The 18,348-nt window shown below is 72.6% G+C and carries 13 protein-coding genes; 3 read left to right on the top strand and 10 right to left on the bottom strand.

Annotated features, from left to right (window positions below; all coding sequences use genetic code 11):
- Positions 1-162: 162 nt before the first annotated feature.
- The 4 genes from eda to zwf all read right to left on the bottom strand — a co-directional run bounded on the left by eda (position 163) and on the right by zwf (position 5,318).
- Positions 163-774: a bifunctional 4-hydroxy-2-oxoglutarate aldolase/2-dehydro-3-deoxy-phosphogluconate aldolase gene (eda, locus tag OG587_RS35925; RefSeq protein ID WP_329083244.1), complete on the bottom strand. Its 612-nt coding sequence runs from the start codon at positions 772-774 to the stop codon at positions 163-165.
- Positions 771-1,727 carry a glucokinase gene (locus OG587_RS35920; protein ID WP_329083243.1) on the bottom strand — a complete coding sequence of 319 codons (957 nt, stop codon included), beginning with the start codon at positions 1,725-1,727 and terminating at the stop codon, positions 771-773. Before OG587_RS35920 ends, eda begins: the two co-directional genes overlap by 4 nt.
- Before the next feature lie 151 nt (positions 1,728-1,878).
- On the bottom strand, positions 1,879-3,774 hold the full coding sequence (gene edd, locus OG587_RS35915) for a phosphogluconate dehydratase (RefSeq protein WP_329083242.1): 1,896 nt from the start codon (positions 3,772-3,774) through the stop codon (positions 1,879-1,881).
- Positions 3,775-3,842: 68 nt separating this feature from the next.
- Complete coding sequence (gene zwf / locus OG587_RS35910) at positions 3,843-5,318, bottom strand: glucose-6-phosphate dehydrogenase (protein WP_329083241.1); 1,476 nt, start codon at positions 5,316-5,318, stop codon at positions 3,843-3,845.
- Between the two features lie 146 nt (positions 5,319-5,464).
- Between zwf and OG587_RS35905 the strand changes: the two genes are divergently transcribed.
- A complete protein-coding gene (locus OG587_RS35905; RefSeq protein WP_329083240.1) occupies positions 5,465-6,667 on the top strand; it encodes an ROK family transcriptional regulator in 1,203 nt (400 codons plus the stop codon).
- A 427-nt stretch (positions 6,668-7,094) separates the two neighbouring features.
- Here OG587_RS35905 and OG587_RS35900 read toward each other — a convergent pair whose 3' ends face one another.
- The 6 genes from OG587_RS35900 to OG587_RS35875 are packed head-to-tail and all read right to left on the bottom strand — an operon-like array spanning position 7,095 to position 14,865.
- Positions 7,095-8,402: an MFS transporter gene (locus OG587_RS35900; protein ID WP_329083239.1), complete on the bottom strand. Its 1,308-nt coding sequence runs from the start codon at positions 8,400-8,402 to the stop codon at positions 7,095-7,097.
- A complete protein-coding gene (locus OG587_RS35895; RefSeq protein ID WP_329083238.1) occupies positions 8,389-9,258 on the bottom strand; it encodes a phytanoyl-CoA dioxygenase family protein in 870 nt (289 codons plus the stop codon). Before OG587_RS35895 ends, OG587_RS35900 begins: the two co-directional genes overlap by 14 nt.
- Positions 9,258-10,340, bottom strand: a complete 1,083-nt coding sequence (locus tag OG587_RS35890; protein WP_329083237.1) for a hypothetical protein — start codon at positions 10,338-10,340, stop codon at positions 9,258-9,260. The genes OG587_RS35895 and OG587_RS35890 overlap by 1 nt, the downstream gene beginning before the upstream one ends.
- A 44-nt stretch (positions 10,341-10,384) precedes the next feature.
- Positions 10,385-11,578 carry a hypothetical protein gene (locus OG587_RS35885; protein ID WP_329083236.1) on the bottom strand — a complete coding sequence of 398 codons (1,194 nt, stop codon included), beginning with the start codon at positions 11,576-11,578 and terminating at the stop codon, positions 10,385-10,387.
- The gene (locus OG587_RS35880) at positions 11,575-13,656 is read right to left on the bottom strand and encodes a DegT/DnrJ/EryC1/StrS family aminotransferase (RefSeq protein ID WP_329083235.1); all 2,082 of its coding nucleotides are present in this window, start codon (positions 13,654-13,656) and stop codon (positions 11,575-11,577) included. Before OG587_RS35880 ends, OG587_RS35885 begins: the two co-directional genes overlap by 4 nt.
- 15 nt (positions 13,657-13,671) lie before the next feature.
- Positions 13,672-14,865, bottom strand: a complete 1,194-nt coding sequence (locus OG587_RS35875) for a radical SAM protein (protein ID WP_329083234.1) — start codon at positions 14,863-14,865, stop codon at positions 13,672-13,674.
- 307 nt (positions 14,866-15,172) lie between these two features.
- Here OG587_RS35875 and OG587_RS35870 point away from each other — a divergent pair, with 307 nt between their 5' ends.
- Positions 15,173-16,363, top strand: a complete 1,191-nt coding sequence (locus OG587_RS35870; protein ID WP_329083233.1) for a galactosyltransferase-related protein — start codon at positions 15,173-15,175, stop codon at positions 16,361-16,363.
- Positions 16,360-18,348, top strand: coding sequence for a N,N-dimethylformamidase beta subunit family domain-containing protein (locus tag OG587_RS35865; RefSeq protein ID WP_329083232.1), 1,989 nt, complete (start codon positions 16,360-16,362; stop codon positions 18,346-18,348). The genes OG587_RS35870 and OG587_RS35865 overlap by 4 nt, the downstream gene beginning before the upstream one ends.

Here is an 18,348-nt window from a genome sequence, read left to right as displayed (position 1 = left end):
GGGAAGGGCGGTCGCGGGCCGGATTCCACGAGCGTCACACCGGGTCACGGCGCCTTGGGGCCGCGTGCGAGCCGGGGGAGGGGAAGGCGCGCGGGCGGGGTCGCACGAGACCCCGCCGGGCGGGGAGAATCAGTCTTGCGAGACCCCGCCGGGCGGGGAGGATCAGCGCAGGGCCGCCGCCTCGGCGGCCAGTTTCTCGATGCGCGGGTAGTCGCCGGTGGCGAGCGCGTCGGCCGGGGTGAGCCAGGTCCCGCCGACGCAGCCGACGTTCGGCAGCGCGAGGTAGTCGGGGGCCGTCGCGAGCTTGATGCCGCCCGTCGGGCAGAACCTGACCTGTGGCAGCGGGCCGCCGAGCGCCTTCAGGTACGGCAGGCCGCCGGCGGCCTCGGCGGGGAAGAACTTCATCTCGGTCACCCCGCGGTCGGCCAGGGCCATGACCTCCGACGCGGTCGCCACGCCGGGCAGGAACGGCACCCCGCTCACCTCCATGGCGTCCACCAGACCCGGGGTGGTTCCCGGGCTGACCAGGAACTTCGAACCGGCCGCCACGGAGGCCGCCACGTCGGCCGGGGTGCGGACGGTGCCCGCGCCGATCACCGCCTCCGGCACCTCGGCGGCGATGCGCGCGATGGCGTCCAGGGCGGCGGCGGTGCGGAGGGTCACCTCGATGACCGGCAGGCCGCCCGCGACCAGGGCGCGGGCCAGGGGGACCGCGGTCTCCGGGTCGTCGATCACGACGACCGGGACGACCGGGGCGATGTCGAGCAGACTCATGCGAACTCCAGGGTGGACAGGCGCTGGTTCAGCCAGGCCGCCGCGCCGGTCAGGGCGGGCTGGGGGGCCACGATCAGCGCCGTGGCGATGCCGGAAAGGTAGTCGTTCATGGTCGGGGTGGCCTCGAAGCGACGGCGGAAGTCGCTGGAGCGGACCCGGTCCACGATACGCGGCAGCACGCCGCCGCCCAGGTAGACACCGCCCCGCGCGCCGAGGGTGAGGGCGACGTTCCCGGCGAAGGTGCCGAGCATGGCGCAGAAGACCTCGATGGTCTCCGCGCACAGCGAGTCGTCCATCCGGGTCACGATGTCGGAGGCGGACAGCGCAGGCGCGTCCGTCCCGTGCACGAGCGCGAGTGCCCGGTGCAGGCGCGACAACCCCGGCCCGGACAGCAGGTGCTCGGCCACCACGTGCTCCAGGCCGTCCTCGCGCAGTGCCCGGACGATCTCGTGGTCCCGCCTGTCGAGGACGGGCGCGGTGACGTGCCCGCCCTCCCCGGGGATCGGCACCCAGCCCTCGGCGGCGGGCACCAGGCCGCCCACGCCGAGGCCCGTCCCGGGCCCGAGCACGGCCTTGACGCCGCGCGAGGGCTCGGGGCCGCCCAGGGAGACCAGGTCGTCGCCCCGCAGGTAGGGCAGGGACGCGGCCAGGGCCTCGAAGTCGTTGAGCAGCCAGGCGTTCGGGACGCCCAGGTCGCGTACCGACCCTGTCCACCCGGCGTTGGTGAGCCGGTAGCGGTCGCCCTCCACGGGCCCCGCGATCGCGACGCACGCGGCTCCCGGCTGAACTCCGCCCGCATGATCTGCGATATAGGCGGCTACGGCTTCGGGAAGGCCATCGTGTTCCGCGCCCGCGAGCACGGCCACCGCCTCGGGCTGTCCACCGGGCTCGGTGACCAGCCCGAACCGGGCGTTGGTGCCGCCGATGTCGGCGACGAGCCAGGGAAGGCTCACGAGATCTCCTTCGCGGTCCGTGCGGCCGTGGCGGGCCACACGGGGTTCAGGGGGTTCACGGGCCGTACGACCGGCGGCCGTGCGGGTCTCGTGGACCGTGCGAAGGGGCGTGCGGGTCTCGTGGACCGTGCGAAGGAGACGGTGTGCGCGTTCATGCCCGGATTCCGCTCGGGGCGGTCGCCGGGCGGGTGCCGTTCGCGACGGCCTCGGCGTGGCCGTTCAGCGCGAAGACGCCCGCGCCGCGCTCGGCCGGGCCCGCCGCGCGGCGGAAGGCGCCGAACAGCTCGCGGCCGGTCCCCACCCACTGGGCGTCGGTGAGCGGCGCGCCCCGCAGGGGTCTGGCGGCCAGTTCCTCGGCCGGGACCAGCAGCTCCAGGGTTCCGGCGGCGGCGTCGAGGCGGATCGGGTCGCCGTCCACCACCAGCGCGATGGGGCCCCCGTCGGCGGCCTCGGGCGACAGGTGGATGGCCGCGGGGACCTTGCCGGACGCGCCGGACATGCGGCCGTCGGTGACGATCGCGACCCGCTGCCCCCTGTCCAGCAGCACCGCCATCGGCGGGGTGAGCTTGTGCAGCTCGGGCATTCCGTTCGCGCTCGGCCCCTGGTAGCGGATGACCGCCACGAAGTCCTGCCCGTCCAGCTCACCCGCGTCGAAGGCGCGCAGCAGTTCCAGCTGGTCGTCGAAGACCTTGGCCGGGGCCTCGATGACCAGGTGCTCGTCCTTGACCGCGGAGACCTTGCTGACCGCGCGGCCCAGGTTGCCGTCGAGCATGTGGATGCCGCCGTCGGCGGAGAACGCGTCGGAGACCGGGCGCAGCACGTCGAGGTCACCGCTGCCCTCGGTGCGCTCCTCCCAGACCAGCTCGCCCTCCTTCAGCTCGGCGGCCGAGCGGTAGTGGTCCAGCCCGCGCCCGGCGATCGTCAGCACGTCGCCGTGCAGCAGCCCGGCGTCCAGCAGGTCGCCGATGAGCACCTGCATGCCGCCCGCGGCCTGGAAGTGGTTCACGTCCGCCTGGCCGTTGGGGTACATGCGGGTGAGCAGCGGCACCGCCTTCGACAGCGCGGCCAGGTCGTCCCAGAGGAGCTCGATGCCGGCCGCCGCGGCGATGGCGACGATGTGCATGGTGTGGTTGGTCGAGCCGCCGGTCGCCAGCAGCGCCACGCAGGCGTTGACGATCGCCTTCTCGTCGACGACCTCGCCGACGGGGGTGTACTCGGCGCCGTGCGCGGTCAGCTCGACCGCCCGCCTGCCCGCCGCCTTCGTCAGGGCCTCGCGCAGCTCGGTGCGCGGGTTGACGAACGTCGAGCCGGGCAGGTGCAGGCCCATGACCTCGATCATGACCTGGTTGGAGTTGGCGGTGCCGTAGAAAGTGCAGGTGCCGGGGGAGTGGTACGACTTCGCCTCGGCGTCGAGCAGCTCGTCCTTGCCGACCTTGCCCTCGGCGAACAGCTGCCGGGTGCGGGCCTTGACCTTGTTGGGCAGGCCGGAGGTCATCGGCCCGGCGGGGACGAACACCGCGGGCAGGTGGCCGAAGTGCAGCGCGCCGATCAGCAGGCCTGGAACGATCTTGTCGCAGACGCCGAGCATGAGGGAGGCGTCGAACATGTCGTGCGAGAGCGCGATCGCGGTGGCCATCGCGATGACCTCGCGGCTGTAGAGCGACAGCTCCATGCCCGCCCGGCCCTGCGTGACGCCGTCGCACATCGCGGGCACGCCCCCGGCGAACTGCGCGACGCCGCCCGCCTTCCTGACGGCCGCCTTGAGGATCGCCGGGTAGGCCTCGTACGGCTGGTGCGCCGACAGCATGTCGTTGTAACTCGACACGATCGCCACGCCCGGCTTGACGTTGGCGCGCAGGTCCCGCTTGTCGCTCTCGCCCACGGCGGCGAAGCCGTGCGCCAGGTTGGCGCAGCCCAGGCTCGCCCTGGCGGGACCGCGCAGGCGGGCCGCCTCGGCCTCGGCGTGCAGCCGCCTCAGGTACGCGGTGCGGCTGGGGCGGCTGCGCTCGACCAGACGGTCGGTCACCTCCTGGATCACGGGATGCATCCGGCCTCCTCGGTCGTGGTCGGCGTGGTTCTCTCGGTCGTTCGGGTCCGGGTACTTGGCTCGCGCGCTCACGCCAGCCCTCCCTCGTGCCAGACGCGGCCGCTGCGGCCGACGAGCTCGTGGGCCGCGGCGGGTCCCGCGCTGCCCGCCGGGTACGGCTCGGGCACGGTGCCCCGGGACTCCCACTCGTCGAGGATCGGATCGATCCACCGCCAGGCGGCCTCGACCTCGTCGCGCCGCATGAACAGGGTCGGGTTGCCGGTGAGGACGTCCATGAGCAGCCGCTCGTAGGCCTCGGGCACCCGGCCGGTGAAGGTCTCGGCGAAGCTCAGGCCCAGCGGGACCGGCTTGAGCGCCACCTCGCCCGCGCCCGGCTCCTTGGCCATGATGTTCAGCTGGATGCCCTCGCTCGGCTGCAGCCGCAGCACCAGCCGGTTCGGCGTGCTGCCCGGGAAGATCGAGTGGGGCACGTCCTTGAACTGCACCACGATCTCCGAGCAGCGGTACGGCATGCGCTTGCCGGTACGCAGGTAGAACGGCACCCCGGCCCAGCGCCAGTTCTTCACCTCGGCGCGGATCGCGGCGAAGGTCTCCACCCGGTGGGAGTCCTCGGTGGGCGCGGTGTTGTCGGGCTCGTCGAGGTAGCCGGGCACCGCGACGCCGCCTGACTCGCCCGCCGTGTACTGGCCTCGTACGGTGAAACGGTCCACCTCGCCGCCGGTGACGGCCCGCAGCGACTGCAGGACCTTGACCTTCTCGTCGCGGATCGACTCGCGGTCGTTGCGCGACGGCGGCTCCATCGCCACCAGGCACAGCAGCTGGAGCAGGTGGTTCTGCACCATGTCGCGCAGCGCGCCCGCGTGGTCGTAGTAGCCGCGGCGGCCGGGGGTGCCGACGGTCTCGGCGACGGTGATCTGTACGTGGTCGATCCAGAGCGAGTTCCAGATCGGCTCCAGGAACGCGTTGGCGAACCGGAGCACGAGGAGGTTCTGGACCGTCTCCTTGCCCAGGTAGTGGTCGATGCGGTAGATCTGCCGCTCGTCGAAGATGGCGCCGACCTCGTCGTTGATGCGCAGCGCGCTGGCCAGGTCGCGCCCGAGGGGCTTCTCCAGCACCACCCGCGAGGCGGGGGTGACCAGCCCGGCGCGGTGCGCCTCCCGGCAGAACGGGCCGAACGTCATGGGCGGGCTGGCCAGGTAGAAGACCCGGTCGCGGTGCTCGTGCCCGCCGAGCATCCCGGCGAGCCTCGCCCACCCGGTGGGGTCCTGGCCGCTGATGTCGACGGTGACATGGTGCAGGCGGCCGAGGAAGCGCTGCCAGGTGCCGAGGTCGTCCACCGGCACCGAGCCGCGCACCTCGGCGTCCACCTTGCCGCGGAAGTCGGCGTCGTCGAGCCCGCCGCGGGACATCGCGATCACGCGGGTCTCGGGGGAGAGGCGTCCGTCCCGGTCGGAGTGGTAGAGCGCCGGGAGGAGTTTCCGCATGGAGAGGTCGCCTGTGCCGCCGAAGACGATGAGGTCGGCGGGTTGCGGGGTCTCGGACATGGGTCGGCGCTCCGTGGTGATCTACCGAAATTAGGGATAGACCGGACACTAGCCAGATCTTGCGCTCTACACAAGCGGAGTTTTGTAATTTGAGATGAGAAAGTTGGAAGTTTTCATTTCCTAAGTGGGTGTGATTCACTTGGCGGATGCCTCGACGTCCCGCTGCCGCGCTGGCCACCAGCGGTGAGGTGCTGCACCTCATCCGCTCCGGTGAGGCTGTCACCCGCGCGGACATAGGGCGTGTCACCGGCCTGTCCAGACCGGCCGTGTCCCTGCGCGTCACCGAGCTGCTGGACCGGCGCCTCGTCGTGGAGGACAGCGAGGGCCCCTCCACCGGGGGCCGCCCCCCCACCCGCCTGGCCTTCAACGCCTCCGGCGGGGTCGTCCTGGTCGGCTCCCTGGGCGCGAGCCGCGCGCAGATCGCCGTCTGCGACCTCGCGGGCAAGGTGCTGGCCGGCACCGCCCTGTCGGTGGACGTGGAGGAGGGCCCGGACGTCGTCCTGCCCCTGGTCATGCAGACCTGGAGCGATCTGCTCGGCGACCGCCCCGCCTCGCTGATCCGCGGGGTCGGCCTGGGCGTCCCCGCCACGGTGGAGTTCGCGGCCGGCCGCACCGAGAGCGCCCGGATCATGGCCAGCTGGACCGGCGTGGCCATCCCGCCGATCATCGCCGAGCGCTTCCCCGTCCCGGTCTTCCTCGACAACGACGTGAACGTCATCGCGATCGGCGAGCACCGCGAGATCTACGCGGGCGAGGCCGACGACCTGCTGTTCATCAAGGTCTCCACCCGGATCGGCTCCGGGGTGATCGCCGGGGGCGAGATCCTGCGGGGGGCGCTGGGCGCCGCGGGGGAGATCGGGCACATCCCGGTCCGCGACGGCGGGGGAGTCCTCTGCCGCTGCGGCAACATCGACTGCGTCGACTCCATCGCCAGCGGCACCGCGATCCTGCGCCAGCTCCGTGCCAGGGGGTACGAGGTCAAGACCCTCGCCGACGTGGTGAGCCTGGTCAGGGCCGGGGACGCGGAGACCATGACCGTGGTCCGCAACGCCGCCCGGATGCTCGGCGAGGTCGTCGCCAGCGCGGTCAACCTGCTCAACCCCTCGGTGGTCGTCCTCGGCGGCGACGTCGCGGAGACCTTCCAGCCGATGGTCTCGGGGGTCCGCGAGGTCATCCACCGCCGCTCGACGGCCCTGGCCACCCGCAACCTGCGGATAGAGCGCAGCCGGCTCGGCCCGAGCGCCGGGATCATCGGCTGCGCCCACATGGTCCTGGACCACATCCTGTCGCCCGAGGCCGTCGACTCCGCGGGCTGGCAGCCGCTGCGCTCCGTCCGCTCCCTCGTCTGAACCGGTCCCGCGCCTGAGGTGTTCTCGCGCCCGAACCGGTCCCGTGCCTGAGCGTTCGAACCGGACCCGCGCCCGAGCCGGGTCCCCGGCACGTCGCGGCGCGGGCCTCCCTCGCCTCCCGCGCCGCCATGTCTTCCGCGCCCGCTACCGGATTCGTCCGCAGTGCTCCGATGTTCACGCCGGAGGTGAAGCGAATCCTCTCGCATGGCGGGACAGGCGCCGATTCGCCGCCACGGCGGATTGGTGCCTGGTACGTTGCTCGAGTCAGGTACCGCCGGGCGTGCGGGAACGGAGTTCGTGAGGACTCGAAAGCCTGTGGAGACCCGATAAGACCATCTCGATGGCTCAGGTCGATGAAGCAGGAAGCCACAGAGGTGTCGCGCGAGTGACACGGGCTGAATCCTCGGCATTCATGCCGAAGAGCACGTCAAGCCTCCTGCGGGGTCTCCCTCCGGTCGGCCGTGCCCGTGGCCCTGGCGTTGAGAACCACCAGCGCCAGCAGGACGAGCAGCCCGGCGAACGTCAGGGCCAGGCCCACGAACTCGGCGAACCAGCCGACCAGAACGGGGCCCAGCAGCAGCCCCGAGTAGGTCAGCGTGGTGAACCTGGCCAGCGCCGCGGCGGCGCCGAGGCCCTCCGCGCCGCCGTGCCCCACCGCGCTGAAGATGAGGGGTAGCAGGACCGAGAGGCCCACTCCCACCACCGCGAAGCCGGCGACCGCGACGACGATACCCGGGCTGAGCACGACCATCGCCAGGCCGCACAGGGCGATGCCGCCGCTCACCCTGACCAGGGCGGGCGCGCCGTACCGCTCGTGCAGGCGGTCTCCGACGAGGCGGCCGGCGGTCTGGCACAGGTTGAAGAACGTGTAGCCCAGCGAGGCCACGGCGAGGGTGGCACCGCGATCCTCCAGGAGGAAGACACCGCTCCAGTTGCCGACCGCGCCCTCGACGATCAGGATGACCGCGCCCATCGCGCCGAACATCAGCACCCGCGGGGTCCACCCGTCCCGCCACTTCACGCGGACCTTCTTCTCACCCTCCCGGCTCGGGTGCCGGTCGGCCGAGGCCGGCAGCATCCACAGCCCGGTGACCAGCGCGAGGAGGGCCACGGCCACGCCCAGCCACAAAAAGTGCGTCATGGGGGAGAGACCGGCCTGGATGGCGAGGCCGCCCAGCACGGAGGCGGCCATAGCGCCGATGCTCCAGGCGGCGTGGCAGCGGTTCATCACGGGCCGTTTGTGGGCGCGCTCGACCGCGATGGCGTGGGCGTTCATGGAGACGTCGAGAAGCCCGTCGATCAGACCGAAGACCACCAGCGCGACGGCGAGCTGGATCGGATCACCGGCCAGCGCGAGGCCGACCAGGGACAGCGGCAGCGCCACCCCGGTCACCCGGGCGATCGGCGCGCTGCCGTACCGGGCCACCAGGCCGCCGGCGAGTTGCATGGCGATCAGCGCCGAGACGGAGGGGACGACGAGCAGGAGACCGAGCTGCCCGGCGGAGAGCTCGTGCTCCACCTTCAGCGAGGGGACCCTGATCAGGAAGCTGGCGTACGAGAGCCCCACGATCAGGAACGCGGACATCGCGGCCAGGCGGGTCCGGCCCGCGGCCCGCGACATCACCGCACCGGGAGGCGTCCCGGACGGCTCGTCCGCGGGGGAGTCCACGCCGGGCGTCTCCCCCGGGGGGCGTCCCCCCGACGCGGGCTCGGTGGTGTTCTCAGGCGCCGTCATCGCCGGCCCACTCTCTCATCCACCGGGGGTCGACCCGGTCCTCCGCGCGGATGAACCGCACGTCGGCGGAGACACGCATGACGTCGGTCACGGTGTCGAGGGAGGCGTGCACCACGTGCGGGCTGTGCACGGTCAGGTCACCCGCCTCGTAGTCGCTCCACAGCCAGCGCCGGCCGACGACGCGGGCCGTCAGCTGGAGGTCGTGGCTGATCGGCCGGGAGTCGTGGGCCCGGTCGGTCGTGAGCCGCGCCGCGTCGAACCGTTCGGGGGACTCCCGGTGCGAGCCCTCCAGATAGACCAGGCCGCCGGTCTCCATCGGGCAGTCGCCGACGGGTATCCACATCGTCAGGACGCGGTCGCTGCCCTGGGACATGTAGGCGTGGTCGGTGTGGGCGCGGGAGGCCCGGAGCGAGCCCGCGTAGAAGTGGCGCAGGATGCCCCGGGGCAGGATCCGGACAGGACCGCCGAGCAGGGTCGCGGCCAGCTCCGTCAGGGCCGGTTGCCGGGCGAACGAGGTGAACCGCTCCGTACGCACGAAGTCGTAGGCCGGGTGGTCCTTCACCCCGTGCGAGGGCAGCCCCTCCGGCGGACGACCGGAGAAGACCCCCTCCTCGGGGGTGGAACCAGGCTTGAGCAGGCCCTCGGGAAACGCCGACAGGTAAGCCCCGCGCAGCGAGAGGACCGTTTCGCGGTCGAGGAACCCCCGCAGCAGCACCAGCCCGTCGTCGTGGAACCGCCGTCTGAGCGCCTCGGGATCGCCGAGCAGCGCGCCGCTGTCGGGAAGCGGGGCGAACAGGTCGTCGGTGAACGGGATGGGCACGCCGTTGGAGGAGACGGCTCGCCGGTCTCCGGGCATCAGTAGACCCCCTCGGTGATCTGGTCGGCGTCCTCCGCCTCGTAGGGCCCCACCCGCGCCACCCCGGGCCACGGGAACCAGGGGTGCGGCGGGGCGGAGACCGCGCTGTCCCGCTCCAGGAGGTTGGGCAGGAAGAGGTCCTCCAGGAGGGTCACCACCCTGATCCGGCCCCGCTCGCCCTCGGCGACCTCCTGCCACACGTCATCGGGCCGGACAACGTGCATCACCGCGAAGGGCGGCGGCAGGTGGTAGCTGTGTGGCTCGGCGGGGGAGGGGGCGTCCCCCTGGAGGGCGTGTCCGGCGAGGGTGTTGCCGTAGGTGTCGATCCACTGGACCCCGTCCAGATACTCCTCGCGGAGATAGCGCGCCTCCTCGGGGGAGCAGGAGGTGCCACCGGTGCACACCGCGCGGACGCCGTACTCCGCGAGGGGCTTGTCCAGCGCGGGGGCGAGCGACATGAGCAGCCTGGCGGTCGTGAAGAGCAGGCTGACCCGCTCGTCCCGCAGGATGTCCGCCGTCTGCGCGACGAGGTGGTCGACGTAGGCGTCGGCACCGGAGGCACCGCCCGCGCCCGCGTTGGGGGCGCGCAGCAGGTGCTTGACCCAGCGCGGGTCGAAGTCCACGGAGAAGACGGCCGCCCCCCAGCTGTCGCCGAGCAGCTTGACGAAGTGCCCGTAGGCGTGCGGGCCGCTGGGCGTCATGGCCAGGACGTCGCCGCCGAGCAGGCCGCGGGCCTCCAGCATGACGCGGTACATCCGCACGTCGTAGATGGCGCGGGTCACGTCGACGACCCGGTACGGCGCTCCGGACGTCCCGCCGGTCTCCACGACGCGGAACGGCCGCCCGGCGAAGCCCCGGGGCACGAGGTCGCGCGCGCTCACCCCCCGCAGGTCGGTCTTGTCGAACAGGCCGAACAGGCGCAGGGAGGCGTAGTCGGTGACGTCGCGGATCGGGTCGAAGGGCAGGCGGCTCCTGCGCGCCAGCCAGAACGGTGAGCCGCTCTCCTCGCCGAAGTGCCAGCTCATCATGCGTACCGTCCACTCGTCGAGGGATTCGCGCATGGGGGGGATCTGCTCTCGCATGGCGTCCAGCAGGGAGCCGACAGGCGGGAGGTGAGTGCTCGGGTTCAGGACGACGCTCCTTCAGGGACGGTCGCGAAGCAGGCCGGGTGCACGAAGCGGGACCCGGCGGCGACGCCGCGCGCTCCCGCCTCGTCCGTGGAGACGACGACGGCGAGGGGGAAGGGCAGCTCGCAGCCGACGAGGGGGTGGCCGACGTCGTCGACATGGATGAGGGTGGGCGCCAGGAACGTCATCCCGCCCGACCTGACCACGAGCGGCCGCCGGGTGAGCACGCGCCCGCCGGGAGCGAGCCGGTCGGAGACGAACGCGGCCATCCGCGCGGCGTCGGCCTCGGCCCACGACGCCTGCGGCCGGCGCGGGTCCGGCGGGTCGAGGGAGATGCCGTCGAGCACCGCCGCGACCTCCCGGGCGTCGGCCTCGGCCGCCCGCAGGCAGACCACCGTGGACGCGCTGGTGCAGAAGCGGCCCGCGTCCCGCGCGATCCTGTCGGCGAGGTCCTCCGGGTCCACCGGCTCCCGCGCGCCCACGATCACGCAGGCCCGGCCGGGCCCGCGCAGGTCGAGGGACGGTGTGTCCAGGGCCGGTTCGGCGGCGAGGCCGTCGCCGCCGTAGACGATCTGCCGGTCGGTCGCCCGGATCATCGCGGGCAGGGTCTTGGGCGCGCTCGGGTAGTAGCCCAGCGTCTCGGGCGGCCAGCCCACGCTCAGCAGGGCCCCGACCAGGCGGGCCGACGACAGCGGCTCGCGCCTGCTGGGGCGGATCCAGACCGCCGCGCCGGACAGCGCCGCCTCCAGCACCCCCTCCAGGCAGGTGAAGGTGTTGGCGGGCAGGGAGACCAGGGTGAGACCGCCGGTGTCGTGCTCGTCCGCGTGCTCGTCCGCCGCGAGCTCCTCCAGCCGCTCGCCGAGCATCGCCGACCAGCGCCGCACGAGGGCGGGGGGAAGGCCGGCCGTGGCGCGCATCGCCTCCTCGAACCCCCCGGCGTCCTGGACGCCCAGGGCCTCGACGGGTACGCGGCCGTGCCGGAACAGCGCGACGGCCTCGCGGAGCAGCTCCAGGCGCCGGGCGCGCGGCGGCACGGTCGTCGCGGCACGGCGTGCCCGCAGGCGCGCGCCGTCGTCGCGGACGAGGATCTCCGGGGCCAGGGAGAGCAGCGGGCCCCCGGGGACGGGCACGGTGTCCATCGACCGGTACCACCGTCCCGCGCGCAGTAAGGGCAGGACCGTCTCGCCGGTCACGACAGCGCGTCCCGCAGCGCGCGGACGACCCGCTCCTGCTGGGCGCCCGTCATGCCGGGGAAGAGCGGCAGGCAGATGTGGCGGGAGGTGAACGCCTCGGCGTGCGGGAAGGACCGCTCCCCGAAGCGCCGGGCGAAGTAGGGCTGGCGATGGAGCGGGACGTCGTACACCTCGCCCGCCAGCCGTACCCCCTCGGCGCGCAGCCTCTGTTTGAGTGCCGCGCGGTCGACGCCCTCCGGGAGCAGGGCGAGGTATTTGTAGTGGTTCGTCGCGCACCCCGCCGGCACGGCGGGACGGGTCAGGGAGGGCACGCAGGCCAGGCCGTCGTCGTACCGGGCGGCCAGCGCCGTGCGCTCGGCCAGCACCTCCGCCAGCCGGGCCAGATGGGTCAGGCCCACCGCCGCGTGCAGCTCGCTCATGCGCCAGTTGCTGCCGAGGTCGTCGTGGAGGTTCTCCTCGAAGGACCGCTTGCCGTGGTCGCGCAGATGCGTGATCCGCTTCAGGTCGGCCCCGTCCGCGCTGAGCAGGCCGCCCTCGCCACTGGTGATGATCTTGGTGGGGTAGAGGGAGAAGGCGGCCAGCCGGCCGAAGGTGCCCGCCTGGCGCCCGTGCAGCGAGGAGCCGAGGGCGTGGGCGGCGTCCTCGACGACGGCGACGCCCTGCCTGTCGCACTCGGCCAGCACCTCGGCCAGCGAGTCGGCGATGACCCCGGCGATGTGCACGGGCACGACCGCGGCCACGTCCTCGTGGGCGGCCAGAGCGGCGCGCAGCCCCGCGGGGTCCATGCCGAGACCGTCCGGCTCCATGTCGACGAAGTCGACCCGGGCACCGGCGCGGACGGCGCTGGCCGCGGTCGCGAAGAAGGTGTTGGCCGGGACCAGGACGGTGCGCCCCTCGACCCCGACGATCCGCAGGGCGATCTCCAGGGCCGAGGAGCCCGAGCTCACTGCCGCGGTGCCGCGCCCGATCTCCCGGCTCGCGAGCGCCTCCAGCCGGGCGCCGCGCGGTCCGAGGGTCAGCGACCCGGTGGCCAGGGCGTCGTCGACCAGGTCCAGGATGTCCAGGCGGGCCCGGACGTCGAAACCCACCCTGGCCGCGGGCACGTCCGGCGCACCGATGGCGGGCTCGGCCAGGGAGCGGGTGAAGAAGTCGGCCGCCTCGGCCAGGCCGGTGCCGTGGCCCATGGGCAGCGGCAGGATCTCGGCCGTGTCGTGGGCGCTCACGATCCGCTCGCCGGCGGTCTTGGCGTCGCCGGGATCGAGGCGTCCGTCGGCCGTGCCGTACTGGATCTGCAGGGGAGCCGGGGCCAGCGCCGCGTACAGGTCGGGGAGGTCGGCGTGGCGGAGGATGGACGGCAGGGCGACGTACTGGTTCCAGGCCAGCGACCGGCCGATCATCGTCTCGTACGTGCCCAGGTGGCTGGCGGCGCACAGCGGGAGCGGCTCCTCCCGCAGCAGCGCGGCGTGCAGCGCCACCGCCGCGCCCATGCTGTGCCCGAACAGGCCGACCCGTCCGGGGGCCACGTCCGGATGCGCGCGGAGCCAGTCGAGCGCGGCTCCCGCGTCCTCCGCCATCGCGCCGAGGAGACTCCCGCCGCGCAGCCGCAACGTGCCGTCCAGCACGTCGCCCGGGTCGCGTCCGCCCAGCGTGGCGGGCTCGGCCCACCGGTCGAGGCCGTGGTCGAGGGTGAGCGTGAGGAATCCGGCCCCGGTCAGGTGGGCGGCGACGTCGCGGCCGGGGTGGTCGGGGGGCAGGAGCCCGGTGACCCGTTCCAGGGTCGCGTTGCGTCCCGCGCAGACCAGTACGGCGGGCCACGGCCCCGGGCCCGGCGGGGTCAGCATGACCGCGCGCAGCTCGCGACGCCCTTCGTGCTCGAAGAGGTAGTGGTCCACCCGTGGCTCCGCGCCCTCCTGCCTGCGGGTGGAGCGCACGCGAAGGGAGACCTGCCGGGTGGCGGCCAGCCGGGCCACCGCTCTGCGCACCTGGCCGTTGCGGACGGCCTGGTCCGGCGCGGGAGAGCCGGGGACGGGATCGACCGGGGAGTGGCCGAGATGGTGGAACCGGTCGATCGACGTCAACGCGAGCCTCGGATCTCAGACGAAGTCGGCGTGGAGCGCCTGCGGAACCTCGACGCGGTACGTGTTGAGTGCGTCGTCCAGCTTGATCCGCCCCTTGCGCAGCCATTCGAGCAGCTCGTTCTGCGGCCGGTAGAAGCAGGATTTGCACAGGTCGGTCCTGAGCGGATTGCTTGCCTCCCACTCGGCCCTGGGACCGCCCTCCAGGACGGAGAGGTAGCCGTCCTCGAGCACGTTGCCGATACGATAGCGACTGTTCAGGTGCACCTGGGGGCAGGGGTAGAGATGACCGTCCGCGCCGACGGCCGTGACGAAACGGCTGTAGTGGCAGTGGTCGAAGTCGCCCTCGACGGACTCCACCTGGTCCATCGGCCCCCGGTCGAGCTTGGGCACGGAGACCTCGAACTCCTCCGACGACAGCGTGGAGACGTCGTCGAGCGAGGCGGAGACCTCCGCCATGACCTGCTCGATCGTCTCGTGACCCATCGAGCTGTAGAACTCCGGCTCGAACCGGACGTAGTGGGCCCCCGAGTCGCGCGCTATCCGGGCGGCCTGCGAGATCTCCCGGTAGTTCTGCATGGTGATCACGAAGTTGAACCCGATACGGAACTCCGGATCGACGGCGTTGTCGCGCAACCTGCGGACGGAGCCGAGGAAGGACTTGAACGTCTGCTCGCGGTCCCGGGTGATGTCGTTGAAGGTCGCCTCGGTGCCCGCGTTGAGGCCGATGCGCACCCAGGTGTGGGTGTTGACCACGCAGTCGGCGATGTCGTCCCGATGCAGGCGGGAGCCGTTGGTGATCAGGCCGATGCGCAGCCCGGCCGCGTGCCCGGAATTGCAGATCTCCGTGTAGCCGCGATGAATCGTGCATTCCCCGCTGCCGCAGAACGTGACGGCCCGGCCGCCGGATTCGGCGAACTCCCGCATGAGCTTGACGCTCTTGTCGGTGGGAATGGCGTCCTTGAAGGAGAAGAGATCATAGAAATTCTCCTCGTTCGGCGAGTGAAAGTTGCAGAAATTGCAGCGCATATTGCAGGCGCCCATGATGCCGATGCGCATATGGACGGGCCGGAAGCTCTCCCCGTTGACGAACTTCCTGAGCAGGTCCTCGTGGGCCAGGACCTTGTCGGGGGCGTGTGCCTGGTCAAGAGTGACCTCCGCCAGACCGTCGCCGTTGGTGGGTCTCGCCGACCTGTAGCTCTCGTCCGACATTTCCGTCCCCCGTTCGACCAGGTGAGGATTTCGATTAACCCGGTCCTTGTGTGCCAAAGCCGGCGCGCTGGTGGACGCCGTTTCGATACGTGTTCGGGTAAGCCGAGCTCAGGCCGAAGGGCGTGGCATTCCGGCCGTGGGAGCGCTCTCCGGGGAGATTAAAACATATCCTAAAGCGGGTCAAGTCCCCTTGTGAGGCATTTTTGGGCACGGTACGGTACATCCGGTTCGACAATCGCGCGGCCGAAGGGAATTCGTGCAGGTGGAGGGAAACGGCATGACAGAAACCCCAATAGCGTCACCCCAAATGCCGGACTCCTTACCGGACACACGGACGCTCGGGTCCAGGCTGGCCGCCTACGCCTTCCTCGCCAACGATCCGTCGGTTCCCATGGTGGCCGCCGACTGGTGGGAGATCAGCGGCCCGCACTACAACGCGGTGGCCGGCGCCCTCGCCCACTTCGTGGCCGGGGAGCCCGCCGCGGAGGACCTGCGCCGTTTCGCAGCCTCCCCCGGGGACCGCGAGCTGGAGACCGCCCTGGCCGGCGCGCTCGTCCCCTTGCTGGAGCGTTCACCCGCCGACCGCGCGCGCTTCGCGGAGCTGATCGCCGCGGCCGACGCGCATGTGCTGGTGGACTACCACAACGGCCCGCTGGCCGACCGCTCCGCCGCCGAGGTGTCGGTGGCCGACGTCTCCGCCTGGACGCGGCCGAGAACGCCGCAGACACGACCGGCGGGAACGCGGGCCGTGATCGTGATCCCCTTCCGGGACCGTGTCGGCGGCGCCCGTGCCCGTAACCTGCTGGCCTGCCTGGCCGCCCTGCGAGACCAGGACGGTCACGGCGGCGAGGTGAGCGTCACCGTGGTCGAGTCCGACTCGGCGCCCACCTGGCGCGACACCGTCGAACCGCTGGTGGACCACTACGTGTTCGCGCGGCACGACGGGCGTTTCAACAAGTCCTGGGCGGTCAACGTCGGGGTTCGCGCCACCCCGGGCGAGCCCGGGGTGATCTGCGTGCTGGACACCGACATCCTGGTGGACCGCCGGTTCCTGAGCCGGAACCTGGACCGGATGGCGCGCGAGCCCGAGCTCTCGGCCTTCCTGCCCTACCGCCGCATGTTCTGCCTCGACCCCGAGTCCTCCACCGCCGCCATCCGCCGCCGCTGCGAGCGGGACGAGGCCGACGTGCCGCTCGACGCCGTGCGCTCGCTGGTGCTGAAGGAGCCGCCCGGGGCCTGCCTCTGGGCCAGAACCACGATCTTCGACGCGATCGGCGGGTTCGACGAGCGGTACCAGGGCTGGGGCGGCGAGGACGACGACGTCGTGGCGCGGCTGAGCCTGGCCGGGCGGTTCACCCGGTTCGACGACCCGCTGCTGCACCTGGCCCACCCGCGTCCGGAGATGACCCTGGACGGGGTGCCGTTCAACGCCCACATCGACCCGCTGAGCTGGACCGTCGCCGGTGGGTACGGCGACCTGCGAGGTCCCAGGGGATGACCTTGGCCGTTCGCGCCTACGCGGCGCGCACGTCGGTGCCGCAGGGCGGATCGTTACGCTTCCGCCTGGCGACCGATGACCTGATGACCGATCCGACCGATCCGACCGATCCGACCGATGACCCGGCCGCCGGCGACCCGGTGGCCGACGGCGAGCGCGGGGCGGTCGGCTGCCGCGCCCGGGTGCGCGACGCCGTGACCGGCGAGGTCAGGGCCGAGCTGGACGCCTCCGGGCCCTGGTGGACCCTGGACGTCCCCGGCGGCTGGCCCAGCTCGCTCTACGCCGTGGCGTTCACTTCCGACATTCCCGGCACCCCCGACGGCCCGGACAGCCCGGACGGCCCGGACGAGGAGACCTACTTCGTCGTCAGGCCCCGCGAACCGCGGACCGGCGGGGCGATCCTGGTGTCGGTGCCCTTCCTCACCTGGCAGGCGTACAACGGGGCCGGAGTGCCCGGGGAGGGCCTGTATCCCACCGAGAGCCCCGAACGGGCCGGCCGGGTCACCTTCGACCGCCCCGGCGGCGGACCGGCGGGCAACTGGGAGGACCACTTCTACCGGTGGCTGAGCCGCAGCGGTATCCGGGCCGACTACTGCTCCAACCTGGACCTGCACGAGGATCCGGACACGCTGCTGCGCGACCGCCGCCTGCTCGTGATCCCCGGGCACGACGAGTACTGGACCCGGCGGATGCGTGACGCCGCGGAGTCCTTCGTGGCGGCCGGGGGGAACATCGCCTTCTTCGGCGGCAACACGTGCTGGTGGCAGGTCCGGCTGGAGGACGACGGCCGGACCATGGTGTGCCACCGCGACGCCCTGCTCGACCCGATGGCCGCGATCGATCCGAGCCTGGTCACCGTGGAGTGGTCGGGATCCCCGGTCTGCCGGCCGGAGAACAGCCTGACCGGCGTGAGCTTCCGGCGCGGCGCGGGCTGCTGGGAGGACATGGACGCCATGAAGTCCGAGGCGTACACGGTGCGCTTCGCCGAGCACTGGGTGTTCGAGGGCACGGGGCTGCGCGACGGCGACACGTTCGGCAGGGGCGCGGTCGGCTACGAGACCGACGCCGCGGAGTACGCGGAGGTCGACGGCGTCCCGCTGGCCACCGGCGCCGACGGCACACCCGCCGACTTCGCCATCCTGGCCACCGCCGACCTGCGCCACTGGCGGCACCTGGGCCAGGGCGGCCACGCCACCATGGGCATCATGCGCCGCGGGGCGGGCACCGTCTTCAACGCGGCCACGATCGGCTGGGGTGACGCCCTCGACGACCCGGTCGTCGACCGCGTCACCCGCAACGTGCTCGCCAGGCTCGCCGGCGCACCCGGCTGGTGGGAGCCGATGGGCGGTGGAGCGGCCGCGCTCGCGCTCGCCGCCTGCGAGCGACAGCTCTTCGCCGCCGGTGCCGACGGCGATCTCTGGGTGCGGCCGTACCGCACCCAGAACCTGAGGTGGCGGCGGATCGAGCCCGCGCCGGGCCTGGTGGCGCTGACCGCGCCGCGCGAGGCGACGCCCGGCTCACCCGTTCTCCTGTACGGCCTGCACGCCGACGGGCGCGTCGTCGCCCGCGAGCCGGTGACCGGGCGGGCGCCCTGGAGGGACCTGTACGACGCCCCGCCGGGGGCGGTCGGGATCGCCCCCGTCGACCAGACCATGTTCGCCGCCGGTGCCGACGGCGAGCTGTGGTGGCGCCCGCTCGCCGCCGGACGGTCCGGGCCGTGGACCCGCGCGGGCGACGCCGGGCCGGCGCTCGTCGCGCTCGCCCACGTGGGGGGACGGCTGATCGGGCTGACCCGCGACGGGGAACTGCGGGTCAGGACGCCGGGCGGCGACGGATGGACCCCCTGGGGCGCCACCCCGGGGCTGGTCACGCTGACCGGCACCGCGGGCAGGCTCGTCGGCGCCACGCCGGGCGGCGACCTGTTCTGGCGCGAACTGGTCCACGGCGGGACCACGGGACATCCGCAGACCGGAAACGAGGAGTGA

Source organism: Streptosporangium sp. NBC_01469, assembly GCF_036227305.1.
In the GTDB taxonomy this organism is placed as follows: domain Bacteria; phylum Actinomycetota; class Actinomycetes; order Streptosporangiales; family Streptosporangiaceae; genus Streptosporangium.
The sequence above is the reverse complement of the archived record's forward strand: the minus strand, read 5'-3'. Positions and strand labels throughout refer to the sequence as shown.